23 protein-coding genes and 1 pseudogene are annotated in these 23259 nt (G+C 63.4%); 16 read left to right on the top strand and 8 right to left on the bottom strand.

The window, feature by feature from the left end; translation table 11 throughout:
* Nucleotides 1–26: 26 nt before the first annotated feature.
* A complete protein-coding gene (locus VSR34_RS28360) occupies nucleotides 27–1148 on the top strand; it encodes a malate/lactate/ureidoglycolate dehydrogenase (protein WP_342964153.1) in 1122 nt (373 codons plus the stop codon).
* An 8-nt stretch (nucleotides 1149–1156) separates the two neighbouring features.
* On the opposite strand, the gene VSR34_RS28355 is transcribed toward VSR34_RS28360, so the two are convergent.
* Entirely contained in the window at nucleotides 1157–1561 is a 405-nt protein-coding gene (locus VSR34_RS28355) for a hypothetical protein (protein ID WP_342964152.1), read from the bottom strand.
* Nucleotides 1562–1680: 119 nt separating this feature from the next.
* Here VSR34_RS28355 and VSR34_RS28350 point away from each other — a divergent pair, with 119 nt between their 5' ends.
* From VSR34_RS28350 to VSR34_RS28335, 4 genes are all read left to right on the top strand, one after another.
* The gene (locus tag VSR34_RS28350; RefSeq protein WP_342964151.1) at nucleotides 1681–2607 is read left to right on the top strand and encodes a LysR family transcriptional regulator; all 927 of its coding nucleotides are present in this window, start codon (nucleotides 1681–1683) and stop codon (nucleotides 2605–2607) included.
* Between the two features lie 137 nt (nucleotides 2608–2744).
* Nucleotides 2745–3953, top strand: coding sequence for a YbfB/YjiJ family MFS transporter (locus VSR34_RS28345; protein ID WP_342964150.1), 1209 nt, complete (start codon nucleotides 2745–2747; stop codon nucleotides 3951–3953).
* A gap of 29 nt (nucleotides 3954–3982) precedes the next feature.
* Entirely contained in the window at nucleotides 3983–5242 is a 1260-nt protein-coding gene (locus VSR34_RS28340) for an MFS transporter (RefSeq protein ID WP_342964173.1), read from the top strand.
* A gap of 84 nt (nucleotides 5243–5326) precedes the next feature.
* Entirely contained in the window at nucleotides 5327–6427 is a 1101-nt protein-coding gene (locus tag VSR34_RS28335; RefSeq protein WP_028231115.1) for a nitronate monooxygenase, read from the top strand.
* Between the two features lie 91 nt (nucleotides 6428–6518).
* Here VSR34_RS28335 and VSR34_RS28330 read toward each other — a convergent pair whose 3' ends face one another.
* Nucleotides 6519–6983, bottom strand: a complete 465-nt coding sequence (locus VSR34_RS28330; protein WP_028214941.1) for a RidA family protein — start codon at nucleotides 6981–6983, stop codon at nucleotides 6519–6521.
* A 172-nt stretch (nucleotides 6984–7155) separates the two neighbouring features.
* Between VSR34_RS28330 and VSR34_RS28325 the strand changes: the two genes are divergently transcribed.
* From VSR34_RS28325 to VSR34_RS28315, 3 genes are all read left to right on the top strand, one after another.
* On the top strand, nucleotides 7156–8094 hold the full coding sequence (locus tag VSR34_RS28325; protein WP_028214940.1) for a LysR family transcriptional regulator: 939 nt from the start codon (nucleotides 7156–7158) through the stop codon (nucleotides 8092–8094).
* 135 nt (nucleotides 8095–8229) lie between these two features.
* Nucleotides 8230–9381 carry a hypothetical protein gene (locus tag VSR34_RS28320; RefSeq protein WP_342964149.1) on the top strand — a complete coding sequence of 384 codons (1152 nt, stop codon included), beginning with the start codon at nucleotides 8230–8232 and terminating at the stop codon, nucleotides 9379–9381.
* A gap of 286 nt (nucleotides 9382–9667) precedes the next feature.
* Nucleotides 9668–9979 carry a high-potential iron-sulfur protein gene (locus VSR34_RS28315; RefSeq protein ID WP_028214938.1) on the top strand — a complete coding sequence of 104 codons (312 nt, stop codon included), beginning with the start codon at nucleotides 9668–9670 and terminating at the stop codon, nucleotides 9977–9979.
* 148 nt (nucleotides 9980–10127) lie between these two features.
* Here the strand turns inward: VSR34_RS28315 and VSR34_RS28310 are convergent, their stop codons facing one another.
* The 3 genes from VSR34_RS28310 to VSR34_RS28300 all read right to left on the bottom strand — a co-directional run bounded on the left by VSR34_RS28310 (nucleotide 10128) and on the right by VSR34_RS28300 (nucleotide 14244).
* Nucleotides 10128–11513: a hypothetical protein gene (locus VSR34_RS28310; protein ID WP_028214937.1), complete on the bottom strand. Its 1386-nt coding sequence runs from the start codon at nucleotides 11511–11513 to the stop codon at nucleotides 10128–10130.
* Between the two features lie 201 nt (nucleotides 11514–11714).
* Nucleotides 11715–12329 (bottom strand): c-type cytochrome, encoded by a 615-nt coding sequence (locus tag VSR34_RS28305; RefSeq protein WP_036021263.1) that lies wholly within the window; start codon nucleotides 12327–12329, stop codon nucleotides 11715–11717.
* Nucleotides 12330–12951: 622 nt separating this feature from the next.
* On the bottom strand, nucleotides 12952–14244 hold the full coding sequence (locus tag VSR34_RS28300) for an NAD(P)/FAD-dependent oxidoreductase (RefSeq protein WP_342964148.1): 1293 nt from the start codon (nucleotides 14242–14244) through the stop codon (nucleotides 12952–12954).
* A gap of 138 nt (nucleotides 14245–14382) precedes the next feature.
* Between VSR34_RS28300 and VSR34_RS28295 the strand changes: the two genes are divergently transcribed.
* The 3 genes from VSR34_RS28295 (at nucleotide 14383) to VSR34_RS28285 (ending at nucleotide 17570) form a co-directional block, all read left to right on the top strand.
* Nucleotides 14383–15054: a TetR/AcrR family transcriptional regulator gene (locus VSR34_RS28295; RefSeq protein ID WP_028214934.1), complete on the top strand. Its 672-nt coding sequence runs from the start codon at nucleotides 14383–14385 to the stop codon at nucleotides 15052–15054.
* Nucleotides 15055–15257: 203 nt separating this feature from the next.
* Nucleotides 15258–16790 (top strand): DEAD/DEAH box helicase, encoded by a 1533-nt coding sequence (locus VSR34_RS28290; protein ID WP_342964147.1) that lies wholly within the window; start codon nucleotides 15258–15260, stop codon nucleotides 16788–16790.
* Nucleotides 16791–16928: 138 nt separating this feature from the next.
* Complete coding sequence (locus VSR34_RS28285) at nucleotides 16929–17570, top strand: membrane protein (protein ID WP_028214932.1); 642 nt, start codon at nucleotides 16929–16931, stop codon at nucleotides 17568–17570.
* 424 nt (nucleotides 17571–17994) lie between these two features.
* On the opposite strand, the gene VSR34_RS28280 is transcribed toward VSR34_RS28285, so the two are convergent.
* The 3 genes from VSR34_RS28280 to VSR34_RS28270 all read right to left on the bottom strand — a co-directional run bounded on the left by VSR34_RS28280 (nucleotide 17995) and on the right by VSR34_RS28270 (nucleotide 19814).
* Entirely contained in the window at nucleotides 17995–18474 is a 480-nt protein-coding gene (locus VSR34_RS28280) for a DUF1348 family protein (protein WP_010808884.1), read from the bottom strand.
* Nucleotides 18475–18620: 146 nt separating this feature from the next.
* Complete coding sequence (gene cynS / locus VSR34_RS28275; protein WP_129957516.1) at nucleotides 18621–19091, bottom strand: cyanase; 471 nt, start codon at nucleotides 19089–19091, stop codon at nucleotides 18621–18623.
* A 63-nt stretch (nucleotides 19092–19154) separates the two neighbouring features.
* Nucleotides 19155–19814, bottom strand: coding sequence for a carbonic anhydrase (locus tag VSR34_RS28270; RefSeq protein WP_342964146.1), 660 nt, complete (start codon nucleotides 19812–19814; stop codon nucleotides 19155–19157).
* Nucleotides 19815–19966: 152 nt separating this feature from the next.
* On the opposite strand from VSR34_RS28270, the gene cynR reads away from it, so the two are divergent.
* The 5 genes and pseudogenes from cynR to VSR34_RS28245 form a co-directional block, all read left to right on the top strand.
* Nucleotides 19967–20857 (top strand): transcriptional regulator CynR, encoded by an 891-nt coding sequence (cynR, locus tag VSR34_RS28265; RefSeq protein WP_342964145.1) that lies wholly within the window; start codon nucleotides 19967–19969, stop codon nucleotides 20855–20857.
* A gap of 449 nt (nucleotides 20858–21306) precedes the next feature.
* The gene (locus VSR34_RS28260; protein ID WP_342964144.1) at nucleotides 21307–21630 is read left to right on the top strand and encodes a DUF4148 domain-containing protein; all 324 of its coding nucleotides are present in this window, start codon (nucleotides 21307–21309) and stop codon (nucleotides 21628–21630) included.
* A gap of 212 nt (nucleotides 21631–21842) precedes the next feature.
* Nucleotides 21843–22091, top strand: coding sequence for a hypothetical protein (locus VSR34_RS28255; RefSeq protein ID WP_342964143.1), 249 nt, complete (start codon nucleotides 21843–21845; stop codon nucleotides 22089–22091).
* A gap of 126 nt (nucleotides 22092–22217) precedes the next feature.
* Nucleotides 22218–22697: a DUF1348 family protein gene (locus VSR34_RS28250; protein WP_018437280.1), complete on the top strand. Its 480-nt coding sequence runs from the start codon at nucleotides 22218–22220 to the stop codon at nucleotides 22695–22697.
* 172 nt (nucleotides 22698–22869) lie between these two features.
* Nucleotides 22870–23062: pseudogene (locus tag VSR34_RS28245) on the top strand (hypothetical protein); the annotation flags it as partial.
* Between the last annotated feature and the right edge of the window lie 197 nt (nucleotides 23063–23259).

Genomic DNA, 23259 nt, shown 5'->3' with positions numbered 1-23259 from the left:
GTATTGCCATGCACAAGGGGCGGAACATGTCGAATGCCACTGCTTCAAACGGTTCGCAAGTCGTCATCGAAGCGCGCGCGCTGCACGCCTTCGTCGTCGCCATCTGGCGCGCGGCCGGCAGCGAGGCGCGCGAGGCCGCGCTGGTCGCCGACCACCTCGTCGAGGCCAATCTTGCCGGGCACGATTCGCACGGCGTGGGGATGATTCCGCGCTACGTGCTGGCATGCCGCGAAGGCGAACTGAAGCTGAACGCCCACGCGCAGATCGCACGCGATTCAGGCGCGGTGTTGACGATAGAAGCCGGGCGCGGTTTCGGTCAAGTCGTGGCGTTCGAAGCGATGGAGCACGGCATCGAGCGCGCGAAATCGCTTGGCGTGTGTGCGCTCGGGCTGCGCAACGCTCACCACATCGGGCGCATCGGGCACTGGGCGGAGCAATGTGCGCGCGCCGGTCTCGTGTCGTTCCACTTCGTCAACGTGGCGGGCGATCCGCTCGTCGCGCCGTTCGGCGGCATAGACCGTCGCTTCGGCACCAACCCGTTTTGCGCGGCGTTTCCGCTCGAAGGGCGCGCGCCGCTCGTGCTCGACTTCGCCACGAGCGCGATCGCCGCGGGCAAGGTGCGCGTGGCGTACAACAAAGGCGTGGACGTGCCGGCGGGGGCCTTGATCGACGGTGACGGCCGGCCCACGCGCGACCCCGGCGCGCTCTTCAGCGATACGCAGCATGGGGCGCTGCGGGCGTTCGGCGGCGACGTCGCGGGCCACAAGGGTTCGGGGCTCGCCGCGATGTGCGAGATTCTGGCGGGCGCGCTCTCGGGCGGCTTCACGACACGCGAGCAAACCATCGTTTCCACGCATGCCATCGTCAATTGCATGGTCTCGGTGATCGTCGATCCGGCGGCGTTCGACGCGCCGTCGCGCGAGCACGAGGCGCTGGCGTTTGTCGAATGGCTAAAGGCAACGCGGCGCGAGGCGGGCGTCGACGAGATCCTGCTGCCCGGCGAACGCGAGGACGCTACGCGCAAGGAGCGCCGGGCGCACGGCATTCCCGTGGATGCGACGAGCTGGGCGCAAATCGTCGATGCCGCTCGCATGGCGGGCGTGCCGGAGCCCGAGATCGTCGCCTTCGAGCGCAATCAGCTCAAGTGACGCCGGCGTCACTCGTCGCACTTCACCTCGTTTTTGGGCGCGACGATGATCACCGGGTAGGTGCCCCGATCGAGTTCGACGCGCACGACGATAGCGGTGGTAGCGGGGTCGCTGTCGTCGTACACGCTCACCTTCTCGTTCTTCAATAGCGTGACGCCGGTGCAGCCCGAAGCGTGGCTGTCGTCGTCGGCGACCTTGCATTGAATGTCGTTTTCCTTGAGATAGCGGATTTTGTCGCGGTCCGGCGTGGCGAGGTAGTCGCGCACGCTTTGCGCCGAGCCTGCCACGCCCGTCACATAACCGATCGCGCAATCGCGCTTCGCGTTTGAATCGCCCGATGACGGTTGGGCGGTCGCGGGTACCGCCGACAAAGCAGTGAAAGCGAAGACGGACGAGAGGATGACACGCTTCATGAATGTTCTTTTGCCGCAAAAGTAGAACCATCAATTCTAGCGCGTCCGCGTATTCCGCTATGATCGACGCCCGATTCACCGACTGAAGCAGCCTCTAGCCAACCCGCGCCAAAAGTGAAATGGACCGTATAGACGCCATGAAGGTATTCGTCGCCACGCTGGACGAGGGGAGTCTAGCGGGCGCGGGCCGCCGGCTGGGCCGCTCGCCCGCGGCGGTGAGCCGGGCCATCGCGTTTCTGGAAGCGCACACGGGCACGCCGCTCTTGTACCGCACCACGCGCACGCTCCGGTTGAGCGAGGCGGGCGAGCGCTATGCGCTGGCGTGCCGGCGCATTCTTGCCGATCTCGAGGAAGCCGACCTGCTCGCCGCCGACGAGCGCTCCGCGCCGCGCGGGCTGCTCGGCGTGACGGCGGCGGTGGCCGTGGGCGAGGACGTGCTGCGCCCGCTGATCGAAGCGTTCATCGATCGCCATCCCGACGTGTCGATCCGCCTGCACCTGCTCGACCGGCCGGTGAGCCTCGTCGACGAGGGTATCGACGTGGCGCTGCGTATCGCGCATTTGCCCGACTCGACGCTCGTCGCCATTCCCGTGGGCGAAGTGAGGCGTGTGGTGGTCGCCTCGCCGGGATATCTGGCCACGCATGGGGCCATCGAGGCGCCCGCCGATCTCGCCAGCCACGCCATCATCTCGATGACGCATTTCGGGCTCGACTCGTGGAGCTTCCCGGCGGCGCGGCAAACGGCGCTGCCGCAAGTGGTGCAGTTCGCGCCGCGCTTCATCGTCAACACGATTCGCGCCGCGCTGGCTTCGGCCGTGGCGGGCCACGGCGTCACGCGGCTCTTTTCCTATCACGTGGCGGAGCAGGTCGAGGCCGGCGCGCTCCGGATCGTCCTGCGCGACAACGAGCATGCGCCGCTGCCCGTGAATCTCGTCACGCCGCATGGGCGCCTTTCGGTCCCCAAGGTGCGCAGTTTCGTCGACTTCGTCGCGCCACGGCTGCGCGAGTATTTCGAGCAGGCCCGGCGCATTACGGATGCCGATTGAATGTTGTTCATGCCCCACTCGATCGAATAGCGGAAGAATGACTTCCGCATGCCGTCGATTCTCTCGCCACGCGGCCTGAACTAGACTGACTCTCATCTTCAGCAGGTGCTTCATTGCCTCGGTTCAGGGGAGTCGTCATGCATCAAGCCGTCTCGCATCCAGCCGCGCCGGCGGCCTACAACGTCTGGCGGGGCACGCTCGCCGGGGCCAGCGCGAGCCTCATCGGCATCGGCCTCGCGCGGTTCGCCTATACGCCGCTCCTGCCTGCCATCATCGGCGCGCACTGGTTTCCTGCCTCGACTGCCGCCTACCTCGGCGCGGCGAATCTCGGCGGCTATCTGGCCGGCGCGCTGCTCGCGGGCGCGATGGTTCGCGCCATAAGACCCGCGACCGTGCTGCGCGCGATGATGCTGCTCGCGACCCTCGCATTCGTCGCCTGCGCGGTGCCGGTTTCGTTTCTGTGGTTCTTCGTCTGGCGGTTCGCCTCGGGCCTCTCCGGCGGGGCGCTGATGGTGCTCGCCGCGCCCACGATCCTCGCGCACGTTCCCGCGGCGCGCCGGGGCTTCGCGAGCGGCGGCATTTTCACCGGCATCGGCCTCGGCATCGCGGCCTCGGGCACGATCGTGCCGATCCTGTTGCGCCAGGGGCTCACGGCCACGTGGCTCGGGCTCGCCGCCGTTGCGCTCCTGCTCACCTTCGTCGCGTGGAACGGCTGGCCCGAACACGGCGCCCCGGCGCACGCCCATGCGCCGTCGCGCTTCGAAAACGCGCCGGTGTATCCCCGCGCGAAGCTGCGCGCGCTCTATGCCCAGTACGGGCTGAATGCCGTCGGGCTGGTGCCACACATGATCTTCCTCGTCGATTTCGTGGCGCGCGGTCAGGGCCGCGGCGTCGTTGCGGGCGCTGAATTCTGGGTGCTGTACGGCATCGGCGCGATCGTCGGCCCGCTCGTAGCGGGGCACCTCGCTGATCGCGCGGGCTTCGGTCCGGCGTTGCGCGTGGCGTATCTGGTGCAAGCGGCGGCGGTCGCCATTCCCGCCGTCGGGTTCTTCGGCACGCCGGGCCTGATGGTCTCGGCGGTGCTGGTGGGCGCGTTCACGCCCGGCATCGTGCCGCTGGCGCTCGGCCGCGTGAACGAACTGCTCGCGCATCATCCGTCCGCGGTGAAGGACGCGTGGAGCCGAGCCACGACGAGCTTCGCCGTGATGCAGGCGGCCGCGGCCTATGGCTTGTCGTTCGTGTTCTCGTCGAGCGGCGGCAACTACCTCGTGCTGTTCGCGATCGGTGCGGCGGCGCTCGTGCTTGCGCTCTTTGTCGATCTCTTCTCCGCGCTGAGGGCCAGGTGAACCCCGCCGCCTCTTCCTCGACGGCTGCGCTGGGGCGGGCAGCGCCGCAGGCGCGCGGCTACGCCGAGCGCAATGTCCAGTACTGGCGGCGCAATCTCGTCGTCTGCGTGTTCGGTTCGTTCACGACGCTCGTGAGCCTCAGCATGCTGCTGCCGTTTCTGCCGCTCTACGTGCGCGAGCTCGGCGTGGGCTCGCAATCGGCCGTCATTCAGTGGTCGGGCATCGCGTTTGGCGCGACCTTTCTCGGCACGGCGCTCACCGCGCCGCTATGGGGGCGGCTTGCGGACCGTTATGGGCGCAAGCCCATGCTCGTGCGCGCGGCCATCGGCATGGCCGTGGTGATGTCCCTGATCGGCGTGGCGCACAATGTGTATGAGCTCATCGCGCTGCGTCTGATCGCCGGCCTCGTGGGTGGCTACGCGTCGGCCTCCACCGTGATGGTCGGCACCCAGGCGCCGCGCGAGCGTGCGGGCTGGGCGCTCGGCATACTTTCGACCGGCGCGCTCGCGGGCAATCTCATCGGCCCGCTGGTGGGCGGCGTGCTGCCCGGCTGGATCGGCATCCGCGGCACTTTTTTCGCGGGCGGCGCGATGATCGCCGTGGCGGCGCTGCTGACCATCTTCGTGGTGAAGGAAGAGTTTCATCCGGAAAGCGACGCGAAACCGCACGCACGCAACGCCGCGGCCGGTTCGGGCAGTGGCGCGCGCCGGCCCGACTATGCTGTGGTGGCCGCGCTGCTCGTGACCGCGATGATGGTGCTGCTCGCCAACATGTCGATCGAACCCGTCATCACGGTTTATATCGGCAACCTGGGCGTGGGTGCCGGACAGCTCGCGCGCCTGGCGGGCGTGGTCATGGCATGCTCGGCGCTTGGCAGCATGCTCACGGCGGCGCGCCTGGGCGCACTGGCCGACCGCTTCGGGAGCTGGCGCGTGATCGTCGCCTGCCTCGTGCTCACGGGGCTTGCGATGGTGCCGCAAGCCTTCGTTACGCAGTGGTGGCAGCTCGCGGTCCTGCGCGTGGTGATGGGCATGACGCTCGCGGGCCTCTTGCCTTCCATCGGCAAGCTCGCGCGGCAATCGGTGGACGAAAGCAGCACGGGCCGCATGCTCGGCTATCTGCAATCGGCGCAATTCAGCGGGCAGGTGGTGGGCCCGGTGATCGGCGGCGTGATCGGCGTTCACTTCGGCCTGCACGCCGTGTTTTTCGCCACCGGCGCGCTGCTGATCGCTTGCGGCGGACTCGCGCGCTGGGCGCAGCGTCGCGCCCGAGTCCCGCTCGAGCCTTGATTGAAGCATTGATTGAATCATTGATTGGAGCCTGCCAGGCAGGCGGGCACGTTCTCACTCGAACGCATCCGGAGGGAAAGCAACATGAGCACTCAAGCGGACGACCGGGCATTGCTGCGCTCGCTCGGCATTCAGAAGCCGATTATTCAGGCGCCCATGGCGGGCACCACCACGCCGGCGCTGGCCGCCGCCGTGTCGAACGCCGGTGCGCTCGGCTCGCTGGGCGTGGCCGCGATGAGCGCGGAGAACGCGCGCAAGGCCATTCATCAGACGCGCGAGCTGACGGCGAAACCGTTCAACGTCAACGTGTTCTGCCATCGCCCGGCCACGCCCGACGCGGCCGTGGAGCGTGCGTGGCTCGACTGGCTCGAGCCGGTGTTCCGGCAATACGGCGCGACGCCGCCACAGTCGCTTACCGAGATCTACACGAGCTTCGTCGCGGACAAGGCCATGCAAAGCATGCTGCTGCAAGAAAAGCCGGCGATCGTGAGCTTTCATTTCGGCCTGCCGCCCGATGCGGTGATCGCCGAACTCAAACACGCGGGCATCCGTTTGCTTGCGAGCGCAACGAATCTCGACGAAGCGGCCGCGGCGGTCGAGGCGGGTGTGGATGCGATCGTCGCGCAGGGCGTCGAGGCGGGCGGCCATCGCGGTGTGTTCGATCAGCAGGCGCGCGACGATGGCCTCGGCACCTTCGCGCTCACGCGCCTCCTCGTGAGCGAATTCGATGTGCCCGTGATCGCGGCGGGCGGCATCATGGACGGCGCGGGCATCGCCGCCGCGCTCGCGCTGGGCGCGCAGGCGGCGCAACTGGGCACGGCGTTCGTGGCGTGCCCGGAGTCCGCCGCCGACGAAGGCTACCGCGCCGCCCTGCTCGGCGACGCGGCGCGCCACACCACCTTCACCGCGGCTATCTCGGGCCGCGTGGCGCGCAGCCTCGTCAACCGTTTCACCGCGCTAGGCGAGGATCCGAACGCCCCGCGCATTCCGTCGTATCCGATCACCTACGATGCGGGCAAGTCGCTCAATGCGGCCGCGAAGGCCAAAGGCGAATTCGGCTACGGCGCGCAATGGGCGGGGCAGGCGGCACCGCTTGCGCGAGCGCTGCCCGCCGCCGAGCTGGTGGCGCAACTGGAGCGCGAAACGCGTGAGAGCATCGCGCGCTTGCAGTCCGTGTGGGGTTGAACGGTACTTAACGACGGCAAGCGCGAATGAGCACATCGGCACGCACTGGCCATGCGTGCCGATGTTGCGTTGAGCCGCGGGAAAGGCTGGGTCACACGGGCAGGATCTGGGCGATCACGACGAGTTCGACGGCCAGATTCACGGGCAGTTGCGAATGCGAGAACGCGGAGCGTGCGTGTCCCGCCTTTTCGCCGAGCACGGCCGCGAAGAGATCCGATGCGCCGTCCAGCACGCCGGCCTGGTTGTGGAAGCCCTCGGCGCTGCTCACATGGCCCTCCACGCGCACGATGTGGTGCAGGCGCTCGAAGCCGCCCAGGTGGCGCTTGATCTGCGCGAGCACGTTGAGCGCGGCGAGCTGCGCGGCCTGCTGGCCTTCTTCGAGCGTCAGCTGTTCGCCCACGCGCCCGGTCCAGCGCGGCTTGCCGTCCACAATCGGCACCTGGCCCGAAATGAAGAGCAAATCGCCCGCCTCGGAAACGGCCGTGTAGTTGCCGAGCGGTTGCGGCGCGGCGGGCAGGGTGAGGCCGAGATCGGCAAGTTTTTGTTCGACGGACACGATGTTCTCCTTGAGCGGTGATGGCGTGGCGCGCCATGCGCCTCATGCCTGATGCACACTCTAGGCAGACGCGCGAAGGCGGTAAATATCAGCGGCACAATTCATTGGCAACGCGGTGTAATGAATCGAGCACGGCAGTTGCGTGTCACGAAAGGCGCGAGAGCGATCAGCCATGCAACGAAAATTCGACGACCTGCTGCTCGGCAGCATCGAACTCTTTTGCCTCGCGGCGGAACTGGGCAGCTTCACGCTGGCGGCGAATGCGGCGAGCGTCACGCCCGCCGCGGTGAGCCGTTCCGTAGCGCGGCTCGAAGAGCGGCTCGGCGTGCGCCTCTTCGTGCGCACCACGCGCCAGATACGCCTGACCGACGCGGGGCGGCGCTATTTCGAGCAATGCCGCCAGGCCCTGTCGCAGCTCGTGGACGCCGAGCGCGAAGTCACCGGCGAGCAAACCACGCCGGCCGGCGTGCTGCGCATCAGCATGCCCACGCCTTATGGACACTACCGCGTGCTGCCGCTGCTGCCCGCGTTTCGTGAGCGCTATCCGCAGGTGCAGGTCGAGACGCACCTGAGCAACCGCAACATCGACTTCGCCGATGAAGGTTTCGACCTTGCGATACGCGGTCGCGCGCCCGCAGATTCCAACCTCGTGGCGCGCAAGCTGGAAGACGCGGAAATGGTGGTGGTGGCAACGCCGGGATATCTGAAACGCGCGGGCGTGCCGAAGACCGTGGCGGATCTCCAGTCGCACGACTGCATACAGTTCGAAATGCCGAGCAGTGGCCGCCACCTCGCGTGGATCTTCGAAGGGTCGAACGAAGACGGCGATGTGCTCACTAGAGGAGGTTACGGAACCTCGGGCGACGCGCTCGCCGGCGTGACACTCGCGCGCGCCGGTGCGGGGCTTTTTCAGACGTATCGCTTCGTGGTCGAGGACGATCTGCGCGAGGGTCGCCTCGTGGAGGTGCTGCGCGACGTGGGCGGGCGCACGCGGCCGTTCATTCTGCTGTATCCGCACGCGCGTTATCTGACGTCGCGCGTGCGCGCTTTCGTCGATTTTCTGGTGGGGCAGTTGGCGGCGGCGCCCGCGCCGCGCAAGCGTGCGCGCTGATGGCGCGCCAAGGAGGGAATAGCCGCCTTCGTGGTTCGTTTATGCAGGACGCGGGGCGCGCGAAGCATGGTGGCTCCACTGGCCGCGCGACGGGTCCAGGCTCGCTGGACCGTCCCCGCTAGAAGGAGGTGTCAGATGAAAGCTTCGCCTTCGTTGTCTGCATGTCGTTCATCCGTCTGCCTGGATGCCGCGGTCCTCGCGCCGCGCGTGTCCCGTTGCCTGCGCGAGCTGGCGTTGGGTGCGGGGCTCCTCGCCGCAACGCTGGGAAGCGCCTGGGCCAGCGGTCCCGAATCGATCCTGCCGCCGCAGTTCGCGACTTCATCGACCGTGCCGGCCAACGGCGATGTCAATCCCTATGGCATCGCGTTCGTACCGGCTGGCGTGCCCTCATGGAGCACGCTCAAGCCCGGCGATGTCGTGGTGTCCAACTTCAATGCGCAATCGAATCTGCAAGGCACCGGTACGACGATCGTGAAGATCGTCCCCAACAGCAGTCCGTTGACCTTTTTTGCGGGGCACAACCTCGGTCTCACCACGGCACTCGCCGTGCTGGGCAACGGCTTCGTGCTGGTGGGCAACGTGCCGACCACCGATGGCAAGAACGTCGTCGCGCCGGGCTCGCTTCTCGTCATCAATCCGCAAGGGCACCTCGTCAGGGAGCTGAAGGACTCGCATCTGCTGGACGGACCGTGGGATCTCGCCGTGATCGACGGCGGCCAGGTCGTGAAGGTCTTCGTGTCGGACGTGCTGAATGGCAAGGTGGCACGAATCGATCTGGCGATCGGCGAGAACGGCGTGACGGAACTGCCGACCTCGACGATCATCGCTTCGGGCTACCAGCATCGCACCGACCCGGCTGCGCTCGTCGTCGGCCCGACGGGGCTTGCGTACGACGCGCTCCACGATGTGCTCTACGTCGCCTCGACGGGCGACAACGCGGTGTTCGCGATTTACGGTGCGGCGGGTGCGAGTCATAGCGCCGGCGTAGGGCGGATGATCTATCAGGACAACACCCACCTGCATGGGCCACTCGCGCTTGCGCTTGCGCCCAACGGGCATCTCGTCACCGCCAACGGGGACGCCGTGAACGCCGACCCGCAGCAGCCCAGCGAAATCGTCGAATTCACCGTGGATGGGCAATTCGTCGCGCAGCTGTCGGTCGACCCCGCGCCGGGTTCCGCGTTCGGACTCGCATTCGGCATGGACAGCCAGCATCACCTGCAATTTGCCGCCGTGGACGACAGCACCAATTCGGCGACGGTCTGGACGTTGCGCACGGGTAATTGACGAGCCGCCAGGCAATGGACTTTTACACGAGACAAGGGAGATCGAGAGACGGCCAGCCTTCTGCGTCTCGTGTCCTGTGCCTGCCATCGGCGAAACGGTCGCATACACGGTCGGCATGCCGTCGTATGCCGATGGCGGCCGGGCTCGCCGCAGGATCATTGACGCAAATCAATCGCGCCCGGGTTGCCGTCCCAATAATGGTGAAACTGCCGCGGTCCGCGTCGCCAATGCCTCGCGCGAGCCGTTACCTCGCATCAGTATTTCCCCTGGTAAAAAGGAGTGCATGATGCAAGTCTCACGCCGTCACTTCATTATTGTCGCCGCCTCTCTGGCGTCTGCGTCGGTGCTCCAAACCGAGTCGCGCGCGGCTTCCGCGGAAGTCTCCGAGAACGACCCCACGGCCCAAACCCTCGGCTACAAAGCCGACGCCGCGACCGTCGACACCACCAGGTACCCGAAGTATCAGGCAGGGCAAGCCTGCGCCAATTGTCAGCTCTATCAGGGAAAGCCCGGCGATACGTCCGGACCTTGCCCGCTGTTTGCCGGCAAACTGGTCAGCGCCAAGGGTTGGTGCAGTGCGTACGTCAAGAAGGCCTGAACGGCGCTTAAGGGCGTGGATAGCGGACCTGGATTCAGGTCCACCTCACGCAAGCGCCGGATAACGCTGACTCCCGACTGACTCCCGCCACGCGGCCATCAAAGCCATGTTTTTGCGGGCCTCGCGGCGTGCCGACGCGCAACCCGTTTCACCACGACGCAGCCCACACATAGAGAAACAGTGTGTCGTTGGACCTTGCGTTGCGTCCGTTACCATCGTAGTTGGTGGTCGCGCCAAGGTATTTGGTGAAATGTGTGTACTGCAAGCCAATGCGCACGTATTGCACCGGGATCCAGAAAATCTCGGGTGTCCAGCCTTGCGTATTCGGTGAAAAATTCGCGCTGCCGGCGTAAGCGACACTATCGGAACTGCCCGTCGTATTGAAGAAGGAAAGGCTTACGCCGTATTTGTTCTGGTAGATGTACGACGCCTTGAGCCGCAGGCTGTTCAAATTCCCCGACGTGCTGTCGCCGAGAACGAAATTGTTCGGATCGTGAATGTTCTCTTTGACATAGAGCGCCTGCGCGGTAATCGTATGCGGGTCGAGAATGTACTCATACTGGGCGTCCGCGCCAATATCCCGATAGCGGGTTACGCCCTGCACGAATATCGGGAATGAGTTTGCATCGTTGGGATAGACCTCCACGCTTAACCCGAACGCGCCTAGCATGACGCTATGCGGGCCCCATTCGTGGGTTAAGGCGATTCTCGCGTAAGGGTTGTACCCGCGCAGATAGATCTGCGGGTGAGCCGGATCGCCCGCACTGTTGCCATGGCTCAGGAAGGACCAGATGCCATCGGCCGTTTTGTACGCCGTCAATTCGGCGTAGATCGTCTTGTTCCAATACAGGTAGCCGCCCAGGCCAACGACCTGTTGGGCCAATGCGCCATCGATGATCGGCAGGTTCTGAATGCGGGCGACCGGACTGATCGTCGAAGAAACGTAGGGATAGCTCCATGCAGGCGCGCTATTCCAGACGTCCTGCACGGTCGGATTGTTGTGCAGGGTCAGGCCGAGTACCAGGTCGCTGGTGTCGCCTATGATGCTGTCGACAAAACGGAAATCGGTGTTGTCCGATCCCCAGCGCCCCTGCCACTTGCCGTCGCCGTTCTGGTGATCGTAATTCGAGTACGTGAACTGGGCGAATCCGCCGATATGATCGGTAATTTTCCCTGCGAGGAAAATACTGGCCGCATCGAAGATCGGAAGGCCGTTTTTTGGATTGATGGGCGCCCCGTTGGAGTCAACGTTGTTCCTTGTGTTACTCATATCGACCGTCGCCATTGCCGCTAGCGGAATCGTGCGCTTTCCAAGGGTATAGCCGTTCAACTTGAACCAGCGACCATAGGGTGTCAGTTCAGGAAATTGCCCGCCCGCGTGACATGCCACGCAACTTTGCCCCGTCTGCCGCGCGAATATGGGCAACGCGTGGACCGCAGAGGCCTGGAACAGGCAAAGCGCCGCCAGTACAGCGGTAGAGGCGCGACGAAACAGGCCCCAGCATGCTCGGTCGCGCGCAAGCGCCGAATTCATGATCGTTTCTCCCTCTGCGGTGTCGCACCGCATCGCACCATTCCTTAAGGAAACCTTAAGACTGCAGGAAACGAAGGTGAATCATCAGCCAACGTGAATCTTGCTGCGCCCTGCCGGTGAAGCATTGACGGAGATCAGCTGATCAGTTGACGGACGGAAAGGCCTTTCCGCAGTCCCCCGGCCCGCAAAGCGGAGGAAATCTCATCTGGATTGCAGATAGACGGCCACGGCCTTTGCCTGTTCGTCGTTCAAGGTGTGCGCCACTGCGCTCATCACGGGCGCATTCCCACGCGTGCCATTTTTGAAAACTTCGATCTGATGAAACAGATATTCCTTGTGCTGCCCGGCCAGCCGCGGGAATGTGCCAGCCCCCTGGCCCTGTGCGCCATGGCATGTCGCGCAAGCCGGCACGCCCTTATCCGGCACGCCGTGCTCGAAGATTTCCTGCCCCTTGGCCGTCAGGGCGGCGTCGCCGCTCGCGCCTCGCGTTGCCGGCTGGCGCGAGAAATAGGCGGCCAGCGATTTGACCGCGGCTTCATCCAGCAGTGCAGCCATGCCCCACATGTAATCGCGGGCTGTGTTTTCGCCACGCGCGTGCTCGCGGAATCCCTTCAATTGGGCTTCAATGTATTCGGGTGTCTGCGCATTGAGCTTAGGAAACATCGGCGATTCGCTGCGCCCGCCTACACCGTGGCAGCCGGAACAAATCTGCATGGCGATGCGCGCGCCATCCTCGCTTTGCGCGAGGGCCGGCGTCGCGATGAGGCCAGCGGCGACAAATAACGCAATGACGGGCGTTCCTGGACCGAGGATCATTTTTTATCAGCGTCGTCGTCAAGTCGAACGGAGGGAAGATCTCAACCGGTGCAGGCAGCATAGGATATTTTCGCGTTCAACGCGGAGGGAAAATTGAAGGGGGATGTGTTTTGCCACACATGCGAACGGTGCACCCGAGCAGCGAGTCCCGGGTTTTTCGATCACGCTCAGGGCGGTCCGTGAAGCGCTTTGGCGTGACCGCCCCTCCAAACAGGGTTCAGCCTGTTCGTTTTCGCGGCGCATGGCCGTTGTTCCTTTCACTACGCTAGCAGCAATGACGAGATCCGCTTTTCAGCTAACTCGATACTAGTTAGCGCAACGGGCAAGACAGGCGTAGAGCGTCAGAGCAAGTGCGACTGGCGCCACAGTTTGCGACTGATCGTCAGAGTTGGCGCGAGTGCCCTACGCTCTTACGAATGCTCGCCCCGGCGATTGCCGTGGGGCCGGTATGCCAGTCGAACCGGAAGCGTCAGACGATGGTCGATGTACGCACTTCCATGCATCGGGTCGGCGCCTGAGCAAATTCACCCACCCGCATCGTCGGTCCGAGTGCGGCCAGCTTGAGTCGTTCGCACAAGATTTGCACACGTCCCTTGCACACCTGTCAAGCGACAGGTGGCGTTCAGCTCAGCCGTATCTTCGGCTGCACGAGGCCGTTGATCTGCTCGGCGGTCCACAGCATCATGGCCTTGCCAAAACCGTGCAAAGCCTGCTGATGTTGCCGGTAGAGCATGGCGTGACTGAACTGCGCGAATCGGCCCTTGATGAATCCGCCACGGAAGAACCCGAACTGCCCGAGCGTCCCAAAGGCGTTGTAGTCGCTCAGCGATACCAGCGCGCCGAAGTCGTGAAATGCAAAGTCGGGCAATGAGCCGCCGCCTAGCCAGCCCGGCAAGTGCCTGGCGAGATGTTGTGCCTGCTGCGTGGCGACTTGCGCCGTGGGTGCGAGAGGACGTTCATTGCCGGCGAGCGTCAACGTCGCGCAATCGCCGATCGCGAACAGTGTGTCGTCGTCCTGCGCCTGCAGGGTTGGCCTGACGGCGATCTGATTGGAACGATTGATCTCGATCCCATCCAGTTTGCTTAGAAAATCAGGGGCCTTGACGCCCGCCGCCCACACCATCAAATCCGCCGGTCGGTGGCTGCCATCGCCCAACCGGAGTCCATCGGGTTCGGCGGCGGTCACTCGCGTGCCGGTTCGCACCGTGAAACCAATATGCCGTAACTGTGCCTCACTGGACTCCGACACCGCCGGCGGAAACGCGGCCAGTACGCGCGGTGCGCTTTCATAAAGGGTGAGGTTCAGACGTGAGCGGATGCCGGGGTCGCCGTAACTCGACGCCACTTCGAGCAAACGGCTCAATTCCGCTGCCAGTTCGACGCCAGTCGCTCCGGCGCCGACGATCGACACGCGCAACGCGCTATTCGTCACAACACTCTGGAATATGCGGATTCGCAATGCTTCGTTGAAGACCTCAGCCTGTGCCTGGCTGTCAATGAAATGGCAATGATCGAGGATGCCTGGGGTGCCGAAGTCGTTGGCGCGACTGCCTAACGCAAGAATCAGTACATCGTATTCGACGGTGCGCGGGCCGATCACAATTTCACCCGACTTCGAACGCAGCGCAGCCAGCTTTACGATGCGCGCATTGCGGTCCAGGCCTTCCATCTCGCCTGGCTGATAGTTGAAGCCGTGGTCGCGAGCGTGGGCGAGATAGATGACCTGCTGTTGCTGGACATCGCGCGTGCCCGCCGCGATCGTGTGCAGCATGGGCTTCCAGATGTGGGTTGCGCTTTTGTCGATCAACGTGACCTGAGCGCGGCCGTTGCGGCCAAGCGTGTTGCCCAGTCTGGTCGCGAGCAGAAGTCCAGCGATACCGCCGCCGACGATGACGATCCGGGTGGTCTGGCGCATGGGTGAATATTCTACGAGTGATGAATTAATGCGATACTAAGGTTTCGAAGGGTTCATGTCAAATCGGTGCCGCTGCTATTCGCGGTGCGGCACCCGTTAAAATTCTTAGTTTTCCTTGAACACGATCTACCGTCGCCGATGAAACACCCTCACGATCAAACCCAGTGCGCCACGACGACTCCCACGCCCCGTCGGTCGCGCGGCCGCCCAGCGTGCAGCGACGCGGGTGGCGCCGACGCATTGCTTCGCACTGCCCGAGGGGCGTTCGCGAGGAGCGGCTATGAGGCGACGAGCGTGCGCGAAATCGCCAGGGCGTCGGGTGTCGACCCCGCGCTGGTCGCGCATCACTACGGCTCGAAGGAAGCGCTGTGGATTGCCGTGGTGGACCAGATTGCCGACGAAGTGGCTCCCATGGTCGCGAAGACCGCCGCCTTGCGGGAGATTTCAGGTCCAGGACCGCGAGCGCGCGTCGAGGGCGCCGTGTCGATCCTGATCGACCAGGTGTTTCTGACGCCAGACGTTGGCATGTTTTTTTCGACTGCCGCAACCGAAACTGGAGAGCGCCTTAACCTGCTGATCGAACGGGTGGTGCGGCCGTTTCATGACGTGTTCGTGCCGTTGCTCATCGATGCGATCGACGCAGGTGAGATTTCGCGGCAAGATCCCGACATCATGTTCACGATGCTCGCCAATGGCATCAGCAAAACTGTCGCCTATAGCCATGTACTGAGTCCGTTCTCTTCCTTACCGCGGCGTCCCAAGGCATTCAAACGCGCCGTTCTGACGACGGCTTTAGCCATGCTCGGCTGAACCGCTGCGACCGGGTCTGCGGTCGGCGCGACGCCGCCGGGCAAAACCCGGCTCTTCAGAAAACCCGTTGAGCACGGCTACCCGATGGTCCCCCCGGACAGGACGCGGCGCCGCTTCCCACGACCGCAGCACTGAACGCGGCATACATGGGCGCAATAGGCGCGGTACCCGCTAGAATTGCGGCTTTAGCCCGGAATACGCCCATGTCTTTTGCCTCGCTTGGTTTGATCGATCCGTTGCTGCGTAATCTGCAGGAACTCGACTACCAGACACCTACGCCGGTGCAGGCCAAGGCGATTCCGGCTGTGCTCAGCGGCAAGGACGTCATGGCCGCAGCACAGACCGGCACGGGCAAAACGGCCGGTTTCGCGCTGCCGTTGTTGCAGCGGCTGGTGCAACACGGACCGGCAGTGTCCAGCAACCGCGCGCGTGTTCTGGTGCTGGTGCCTACGCGTGAACTGGCTGAACAGGTGCTGCAGAGCTTCGTCGAATACGGCAAAGGTCTCGGCTTGCGATTGCTGGCCGCCTATGGCGGCGTGAGTATCAACCCGCAGATGATGAAGCTGCGCAAAGGCGTGGATGTACTCGTCGCCACGCCTGGCCGTTTGCTGGATCTCAATCGCCAGAACGCCGTGCAGTTCGATCAGGTTCAGACGCTGGTGCTGGATGAAGCCGACCGCATGCTGGATCTGGGCTTTGCGCGCGAACTCGACGCCGTCTTTGCAGCCTTGCCTGCTCAGCGGCAGACCCTGCTGTTCTCCGCCACGTTTGGCGATGATATCCGCGCGATGGCGGCGAACATTCTGCGCGCCCCCGTCAATATCAGCGTCAGCCCGCCCAATGCTACGGCCAGTAAAATCAGGCAGTGGGTCGTGCCGGTGGACAAGAGAAACAAGCCTGAACTCTTCATGCATCTGGTGGCCCAGAACAACTGGGAACACGCGCTGGTTTTCGTCAAAACGCGCAGTGGCGTGGAGTATCTCGCTGCCATGCTCGCCGATGCGGGCTATGCGGTCGACACCATCCACGGCGACAAACCGCAACCCGCGCGCCTGCGTGCGCTGGAGCGCTTCAAGACGCGCGAAGTGCAGATGCTCGTCGCCACCGATGTGGCTGCGCGCGGGCTCGATATCGACGACCTGCCGCTGGTGATCAACGTTGACCTGCCGATCGTGGCGCAAGACTATGTGCACCGTATTGGCCGTACCGGCCGCGCGGGCGCCAGCGGCGTGGCGGTGTCCCTTGTGTGTGCCGATGAAGCGCCGCAACTGGCCGCGATCGAAGCGCTGATCCGGCAAACGCTGCCCCGTGAAGAAGAACCCGGTTTCGAAGCCGAACACCGCGTGCCGCAAACCAGCGCGACGGGCCAGATCGTCAAGAAACCCAAAAAACCCAAGAAGCCCAAAGTGCCGCAAGCTGCGTCGCCGGGCGCCATGCCAGTGCCCGGCAAGAAACGGCGCCCGCAAAGTGACGAAAACAAACACCAACCCGTCGCGCAGCGCGCTTTGACCACGGGTCAGGACACCAGCTTGTCCAGCGGCAGCCCGTTCAGCGTGCAGAAGCCACGCAGCAAGCCCGCCAGCAAGCCCGCTGCGGGTTCGCGCAAGCCCACTGGCAAACCCGCAAGCAAACCCGCAAGCAAACCCGTAGGCACGCCCGCAAGCAAAGCCGCAGGCAAACCCGCAGGCAAACCCGCAGGCAAACCCGCAAGCGGCCGAGCCAAACGCCGGCCCTGATCCTTCACATGGGCCGTCGACCGCCGGTTGACCGCTGGCACGGCAGCGCCGTCCTCGATGGCTTGACATGCATCAAGCGCGACGGTGCAGCCATAAGCAAAATGAAAAGCTGCATGGCTATCCGCTGAGAGGTCGGTCGTGGCGACACTGGCAATCCTGTTCGTCGTGGTGCTGCTGATCAATCTGATGCCGGCATTCGCGCCGCCAACCTGGATGGCCATGTCATGGGTCGGCTTCAATGTTCCCGAGGGCAACCCGGTGGCCTTCGCGGTGGTCGCAGCCGGCGCGGCAACCCTGGGCCGGCTGATCCTGGCCACGTTTGCGCGGTCGCTCGTCCGCGGACGGCTGATGCGCGAATCCGACCGGCAGAACATCGACGTCGTGAGAGCCTGGCTGGAGAAGCACAGGAAGATGACCGTCGGCGGGTTCTTCCTTTATGCGTTGAGCCCGTTTCCTTCGAACTACCTTTTCATCGCGTACGGGCTTTCAGGGCTGCCGCTCAAGGTCATCGGGGCGGCCTTCTTCGTCGGCCGTACGGTGAGCTACGCAATCTGGGCGCATCTGGGCCGGTTCGTATCCGAACAAGTCGATCCGGAAACGCAGCTGGAAGGCGGCTATCTCGGCGGCTATTTCGTCGTCACCCAACTGGTCTTGCTCGGGCTCGTGTACATACTCATGAAACTCGACTGGAAGAGGCTCCTCGAACAGCGCAAGCTGGCGTGGCGACGTTCGCTGAGGCGGCACGACCACGTTGATCACAGCAGCACCACCGAGCGTTGAACGAAGGGGCGCGGCATGCCTGGTGGACCGCTGCCGCGTGAGTCCCGCGGGCACAGGCAAGCGGCCCGGCGCGTGATTGCTCTCGATGACGCGAAGCGCTTTCGCAGGGACCAAACGCTTCAAGTGTAGATGTCTGCACTTGATTTGACAGATGGTGTCAGTCGACGGTCTCAGTGCGGCCATCTGCGGCCGATCGTCGATTCCGCAGACTGGCGATTTGAAAGACTGCTTTGCAGCTCAGACCTGACACCGGACACAGATCATACTTTCACCCAAGAGGAGCAAACGAAAAGTCGCGAATAATTCAACGACATTTAAGTCGCTACATCCCGACGGCGCGCCGGCGCACGCCCAACAATCGGTCATTCGTCGCCACTGGATTGTTGGGCGCTAATGGCTCATCGCGGCTGTAACGATCCGGGCTTCAAAGTCCCAACTCGCTCAGTCCCGGATGATCGTCCGGCCGACGGCCCAAGGGCCAGTGATACTTGCGCTCCGATTCCTTGATCGGCATGTCGTTGATGCACGCATAGCGACGTTGCATGAGACCATCCTCGCCGAACTCCCAGTTCTCGTTGCCGTAGGAGCGGAACCAGTTGCCCGAGTCGTCGTGCCATTCGTAGGCGTAGCGCACGGCAATGCGATTGCCGCCGAACGCCCACAGTTCCTTGATCAGACGATACTCGTGTTCCTTCTTCCATTTGCGCTCGAGGAACGCCTGCGCTTCCGCGCGATTGTTCGCGAACTCTGCGCGATTGCGCCATTTCGTGTCGAGCGAATAGGCGAGCGCGACCTTGGCGGCGTCGCGCGAATTCCAACCGTCTTCCGCGAGACGGACTTTCTCGATGGCCGTCTCCAGCGTGAACGGGGGAAGCGGCGGGCGAATTGCTGCGGGTGAAGTCATTTCGGATCTCCTTGTGGGGTACAGCGCGTTGCTGGTGCTCGACGTGGAGCGCGGCCTCGTCATCGTGCAACCCGAGAAGGCAAGGCCGCCCGAAGCAAGCGCGGCACCGGTGCTCAGTAAGAATTTTCGTCTTTGCATCATTGGGTTCAGAACGGCCTGGTCGGCAGATACTTGCCGTTGAGCGTGATGACGGCACGCTCGCCGCCTTCCGGGTCCGGCACCTTCTGGATATCGAGTTTGAAGTTGATCGCGCTGATGATGCCGTCGCCGAATTTCTCGTGAACCAGCGCCTTCAACGTCGAGCCGTACACCTGCACCATTTCGTAGAAGCGGTAGACGGTGGGATCGGTCGGCACGCCACCCGGAATGCTGCCGCGCACGGGAATGGTTTGCAGCAGGCGAACGGCGTCGTCGTCGAGCCCGAGGCGTTCGGCGACGAGCTTCGCCGCATTCTCCGGCAGCGCATGCTGACCGAGCAGCGCGGCTGTCGTGTATGCGAGGCTCAAGCCCGTGCCTTCGTTGATGGCTTCGAAGGTGAGGTTCTTGCGCACCTTCGCGTCGACGATCGTTTCCGTCAATGCTTCGCGTGCGTTCGGTGTGACTTGCGATTGGGTCATGATGTTGCTCCTTGGGTAAAAATTAACCTGGTGAGATCGACAGTCGGTGTGACAAGCCGGGAATCAGAGCGCAGCCGCGCACTCGGCGGGCGTCGCGGTGACATCGGGATGCGCAGCGAGCGGCACGAACTGGCGGGTCGCGGCGTCGAGCGCGTCGATCGAGCCGGATTCGATGTCGTAGACCCATCCGTGCAAATTCAGGCGGCCTTGCGCGAGTCCCAGTGCAACTGACGGGTGGGTCTTGAGGTTGTCGAGCTGGGCGATGACGTTCTCGCGCACCATCGAGTCGACGCGCTCGCGCTCGCCCGCATGTTCACGCGCCTCGTTGACGAGCCTCGCCGAGTCGGCGTAGCGCAGCCAGTTCGCGACAGCGGGCATATGGTCGAGGCACTTGCACGTCGCGACGGCCGTCATCGCGCCGCAGTCCGAGTGGCCGCATATCACCACATCCGTCACGCCGAGCGCGGCCACCGCATATTCGACCGTTGCCGACACACCGCCGGGCTCAGGACCGAACGAAGGCACGATGTTGCCGGCATTGCGGATCACGAACAGATCGCCCGGTTCGCGCTGCGTGACCAGTTCGGGAACCATGCGACTATCGGAACAGGAAATGAACAGTGTGCGCGGCGTCTGACTGGTGGCCAGCTTGCGGAACAACTCCCTGCGCGCGGGCATGATGTCCCGCTGAAACTTCAGAAAACCGTCGATGATCTCTTGCATGGTCTGCTCCATTCAATATGGCGTTCGTTGCCGTGTCGCTCAGTGCGATGCGTTGAACAGAGAATGAACCTGTTCCGTCATAGTGTCCAAGACGGGTTTATGATGCTCACCATAGGCAACACCAATAGTTATTCGAGGACGAGGAATTCGCCATGCTGTTGCGTCATATCCGTTATTTCCTGGCTGTCGCGGAACACCGCAATTTCACGCGCGCCGCCGAGGCGCTGCACGTTTCGCAGCCCACGCTGTCGCAGCAGATACGGCAACTGGAAGAGACGCTGCACACGCAGCTGCTAGACCGTTCGGGGCGGAACCTGCAACTTACGGATGCGGGCGCGGCGTGGATGCGCTATGCGAAGCTCGCGCTACAGGATCTGGATGCGGGCGTGCGGGCGATACATGACGTCGGCGAACTGAGCCGCGGCAATCTGCGCCTTGCCGTGACGCCGACCTTCACGGCGTATCTCGTGGGGCCCGTGATCGATCTTTTTTATGGCCTGCATCCCGGCATCGCGATCGACATTCAGGAAATCACGCAGGATCAGATCGAAGCGCAGCTCGCCGATGACAGGCTCGACGCCGGCATCGCGTTCGAGCCCGTCCACACTGCGGAAATCGAAAGCGAGCCGTTGTTTCGCGAGACGCTGAGCCTCGTCGTCGGCGGCGGCCATGCGCGCGCGACGCGCCGCAAGCCGCTGTCCGCGCAGGACTTCGCCACCGAACGGCTGGTGCTGCTTAACAAGGCGTTCGCGACGCGGCGTTACATCGACGAATACTGCACGCAGAACCGGATTCTCCCGCAGGTTGCCATCGAGGTCAGTTCGATCAGTGCGATCGTCGAGATTGTGCGGCGTGGGCAGCTCGCAACCGTACTGCCCGACGGCATCGCGCGCGAGCATACCGAGCTGCACCCCGTGCTGCTCGACCCGCCGCTGCCGACGCGCACGGCCGTGCTGCTGCAACGCAAGGACGCGTATCGGACGGCAGCGAGCAAGGCCTTCGTCCAGGTGTTGATGGAATTGACGGCGAACTTCCGACGCTAATGGAGATCGCGGCGCGCGCGACGCGCGAAGCGAAGAGATCGACACGTAACGCGCTCTCCGTTAGCTCCGACACCTACGCCGCTTCGCACAACCCGCGCCGGTGGTGTCGGCATCGCAAAGCTTCAGCTGAAGAGCATCACCGTGCGGTGAGACGGTGAGGAGTGGGCGCTCGGCTTCGGCCAGGAACTGGATTGTGATTTACGCGGCGTTGAAGACAGCCGGGGTTGGCACTAAGCAACTCGAGCACCGGGCCTGGATTCGGCAATCGCGGGACGGAAGCTAGCAACGGCGCATTTCGAGAAGACTGCAGTCTGGTCAGAAAACGGGCTTCTCAACCCATCACCAGAACTATTAGCTTAGCCTATAGAGAACATAGGATATCGGTCTTAGACCCTATAGCCGGATTGATGCATTCTTGCTCCGTCGTCACTGTTTCTTTGGAGAGAATCATGAAATCTCGCTTCCTTGCGGTACTCGTTATCGCTGCATCTGTCACCAGCCCCGTTTTCGCAGGCACTGACACATCCGGATTGACTCGCGCCCAGGTTCACGCGGAACTCGCGCAACTGCGTGCTGTGGGCTACGACCAGTCTCGTGGAGAAGACCCCAACTACCCCGCCGAGATTCAGGCGGCCGAAGCACGCCTGGCAGCGCAACGCGGGGATGCGAGCTATGGCGGTATCGCCGAGGCAGGCTCGTCGTCAGCGGGTGTTCCCAAGACTGCTCGTCACGTCGACAACGACGGCATGCAGCCAATCTATTTCGGCCAATAGCCGTCCAACGGCAGCGCGGATACTAGACGCCACGCGATCTGAAGTATCGCGCAAGTCCTGGCACGTCCGCGTGCTTCATTCTCGCCACATTCAGTCGTAACGATTCGCTCGCTAGTTTGCCTGGCGAACGAACCGAACCCGGGCAATCGCGTCGCCCATCGGATACAGACCGGTCTACATCGTATGAAGGTCGGTACTTCACGGAGACTGTCATGAGCCACTCACATTACGAAGTCGCTGTCCTTCATCAAGCTCTGCAGTCGGACGAGTCAAACTTAGCCACATGGCGCTGGTACAGCGATCTGGTCGACCACCAACGACTCGCGCTACGCCTCAAAGAAGACCAGTGGGTCGTCGCGATTGACGGCAGCGACTTTGCGTGCGCCGAGGGCCTGTACGCGGCCGTGCGTTGGGCGCACATCATGACGCACTCTGGCGGTTACATCACCTTTGCGGCGTAAGCGAGCGAAGTCCGCCATGTACACGGGCTAATCGCCAGACCGAGCGATCAAGGACTCGCAGCACTGCTCTTATCCAACCTTCGGCCCGGTCTCGGGTCTTCATCCACCAACCACTGAGGTAATACCATGTCGACTAATACTGAAATCCGTCCGCCGCTCCCTCCTTTCACGCGCGAATCCGCCGTCGAGAAAGTTCGCCTGGCCGAGGATGGCTGGAACACCCGCGACGCTGCCAAAGTGTCCCTCGCATATAGCCTGGATACTCGCTGGCGCAACCGTGCTGAATTCGCAAACGGCCGCAATGAAGCCCGAGGGTTCCTTGAGCGCAAATGGTCGAAGGAGCACGAGTATCGTCTCATCAAGGAGCTGTGGGCGTTCACTGGTAACAGGATCGCCGTGCGTTACGCCTACGAATGGCGTGACGACTCTGGTAACTGGTTCCGGTCCTATGGCAACGAGAACTGGGAGTTCCGCGAGGACGGTCTGATGGTGAATCGCTACGCTTGCATCAACGATTTGCCAATCAAGGAAGAAGAGCGGAAGTTCCATTGGCCGCTCGGCCGCCGTCCGGATGATCATCCCGGCTTGTCAGATCTCGGCCTCTAATAGCCAGGCTGATCGTATCGCTTCGATTGGATGCGCTCGGGGAAGCAAAGGCAAAGGTGAGACAGCTTCTGCGACGGCCTCCCGAAGCTCGCAATGAGGGAGCAACCCCGCCCCCCGCTTGGGGGTTCCTGGTCGTCTCGCTGTCCTTCTCACCTAGTCCGCCCTCAAACGATTGCTGCCCACTCGATGTGGGCAGCAAGTCTTGCAGCCCTTGCTTCTGGAATCCTCTGGGCGTCCACTGGATACCGGCACGGGCTGAACGGCGTCCTGTTTGCATTGGAAACAGAGATTCCTGATGCGATGAGCTTCCGCAAGAACTAGTCTTCGGCAGCGGGATGGTTTGTTGGCACAGGCCGTGCGAGTGGTTATCAGGCCGGATGACCGCTCAAAGACCCAATTCGCTCTCTCAACTCGAATCCAGGGGATGACCGAGAAGGGTGTGCGCCGTGAAAAGGTGGCGCTTTCCAGCGGGTGCAAGCCCCGCCCGGCAACCGCTCCAGCCGGAAGCAACCGGAGCAGCTATGGAGGCAACGAAGTGGCTGAAGCCTTCGGTGATGCGTGT

The organism is Paraburkholderia sp. JHI2823 (genome assembly GCF_038900695.1).
GTDB lineage: Bacteria > Pseudomonadota > Gammaproteobacteria > Burkholderiales > Burkholderiaceae > Paraburkholderia > Paraburkholderia mimosarum.
The sequence above is the reverse complement of the archived record's forward strand: the minus strand, read 5'-3'. Positions and strand labels throughout refer to the sequence as shown.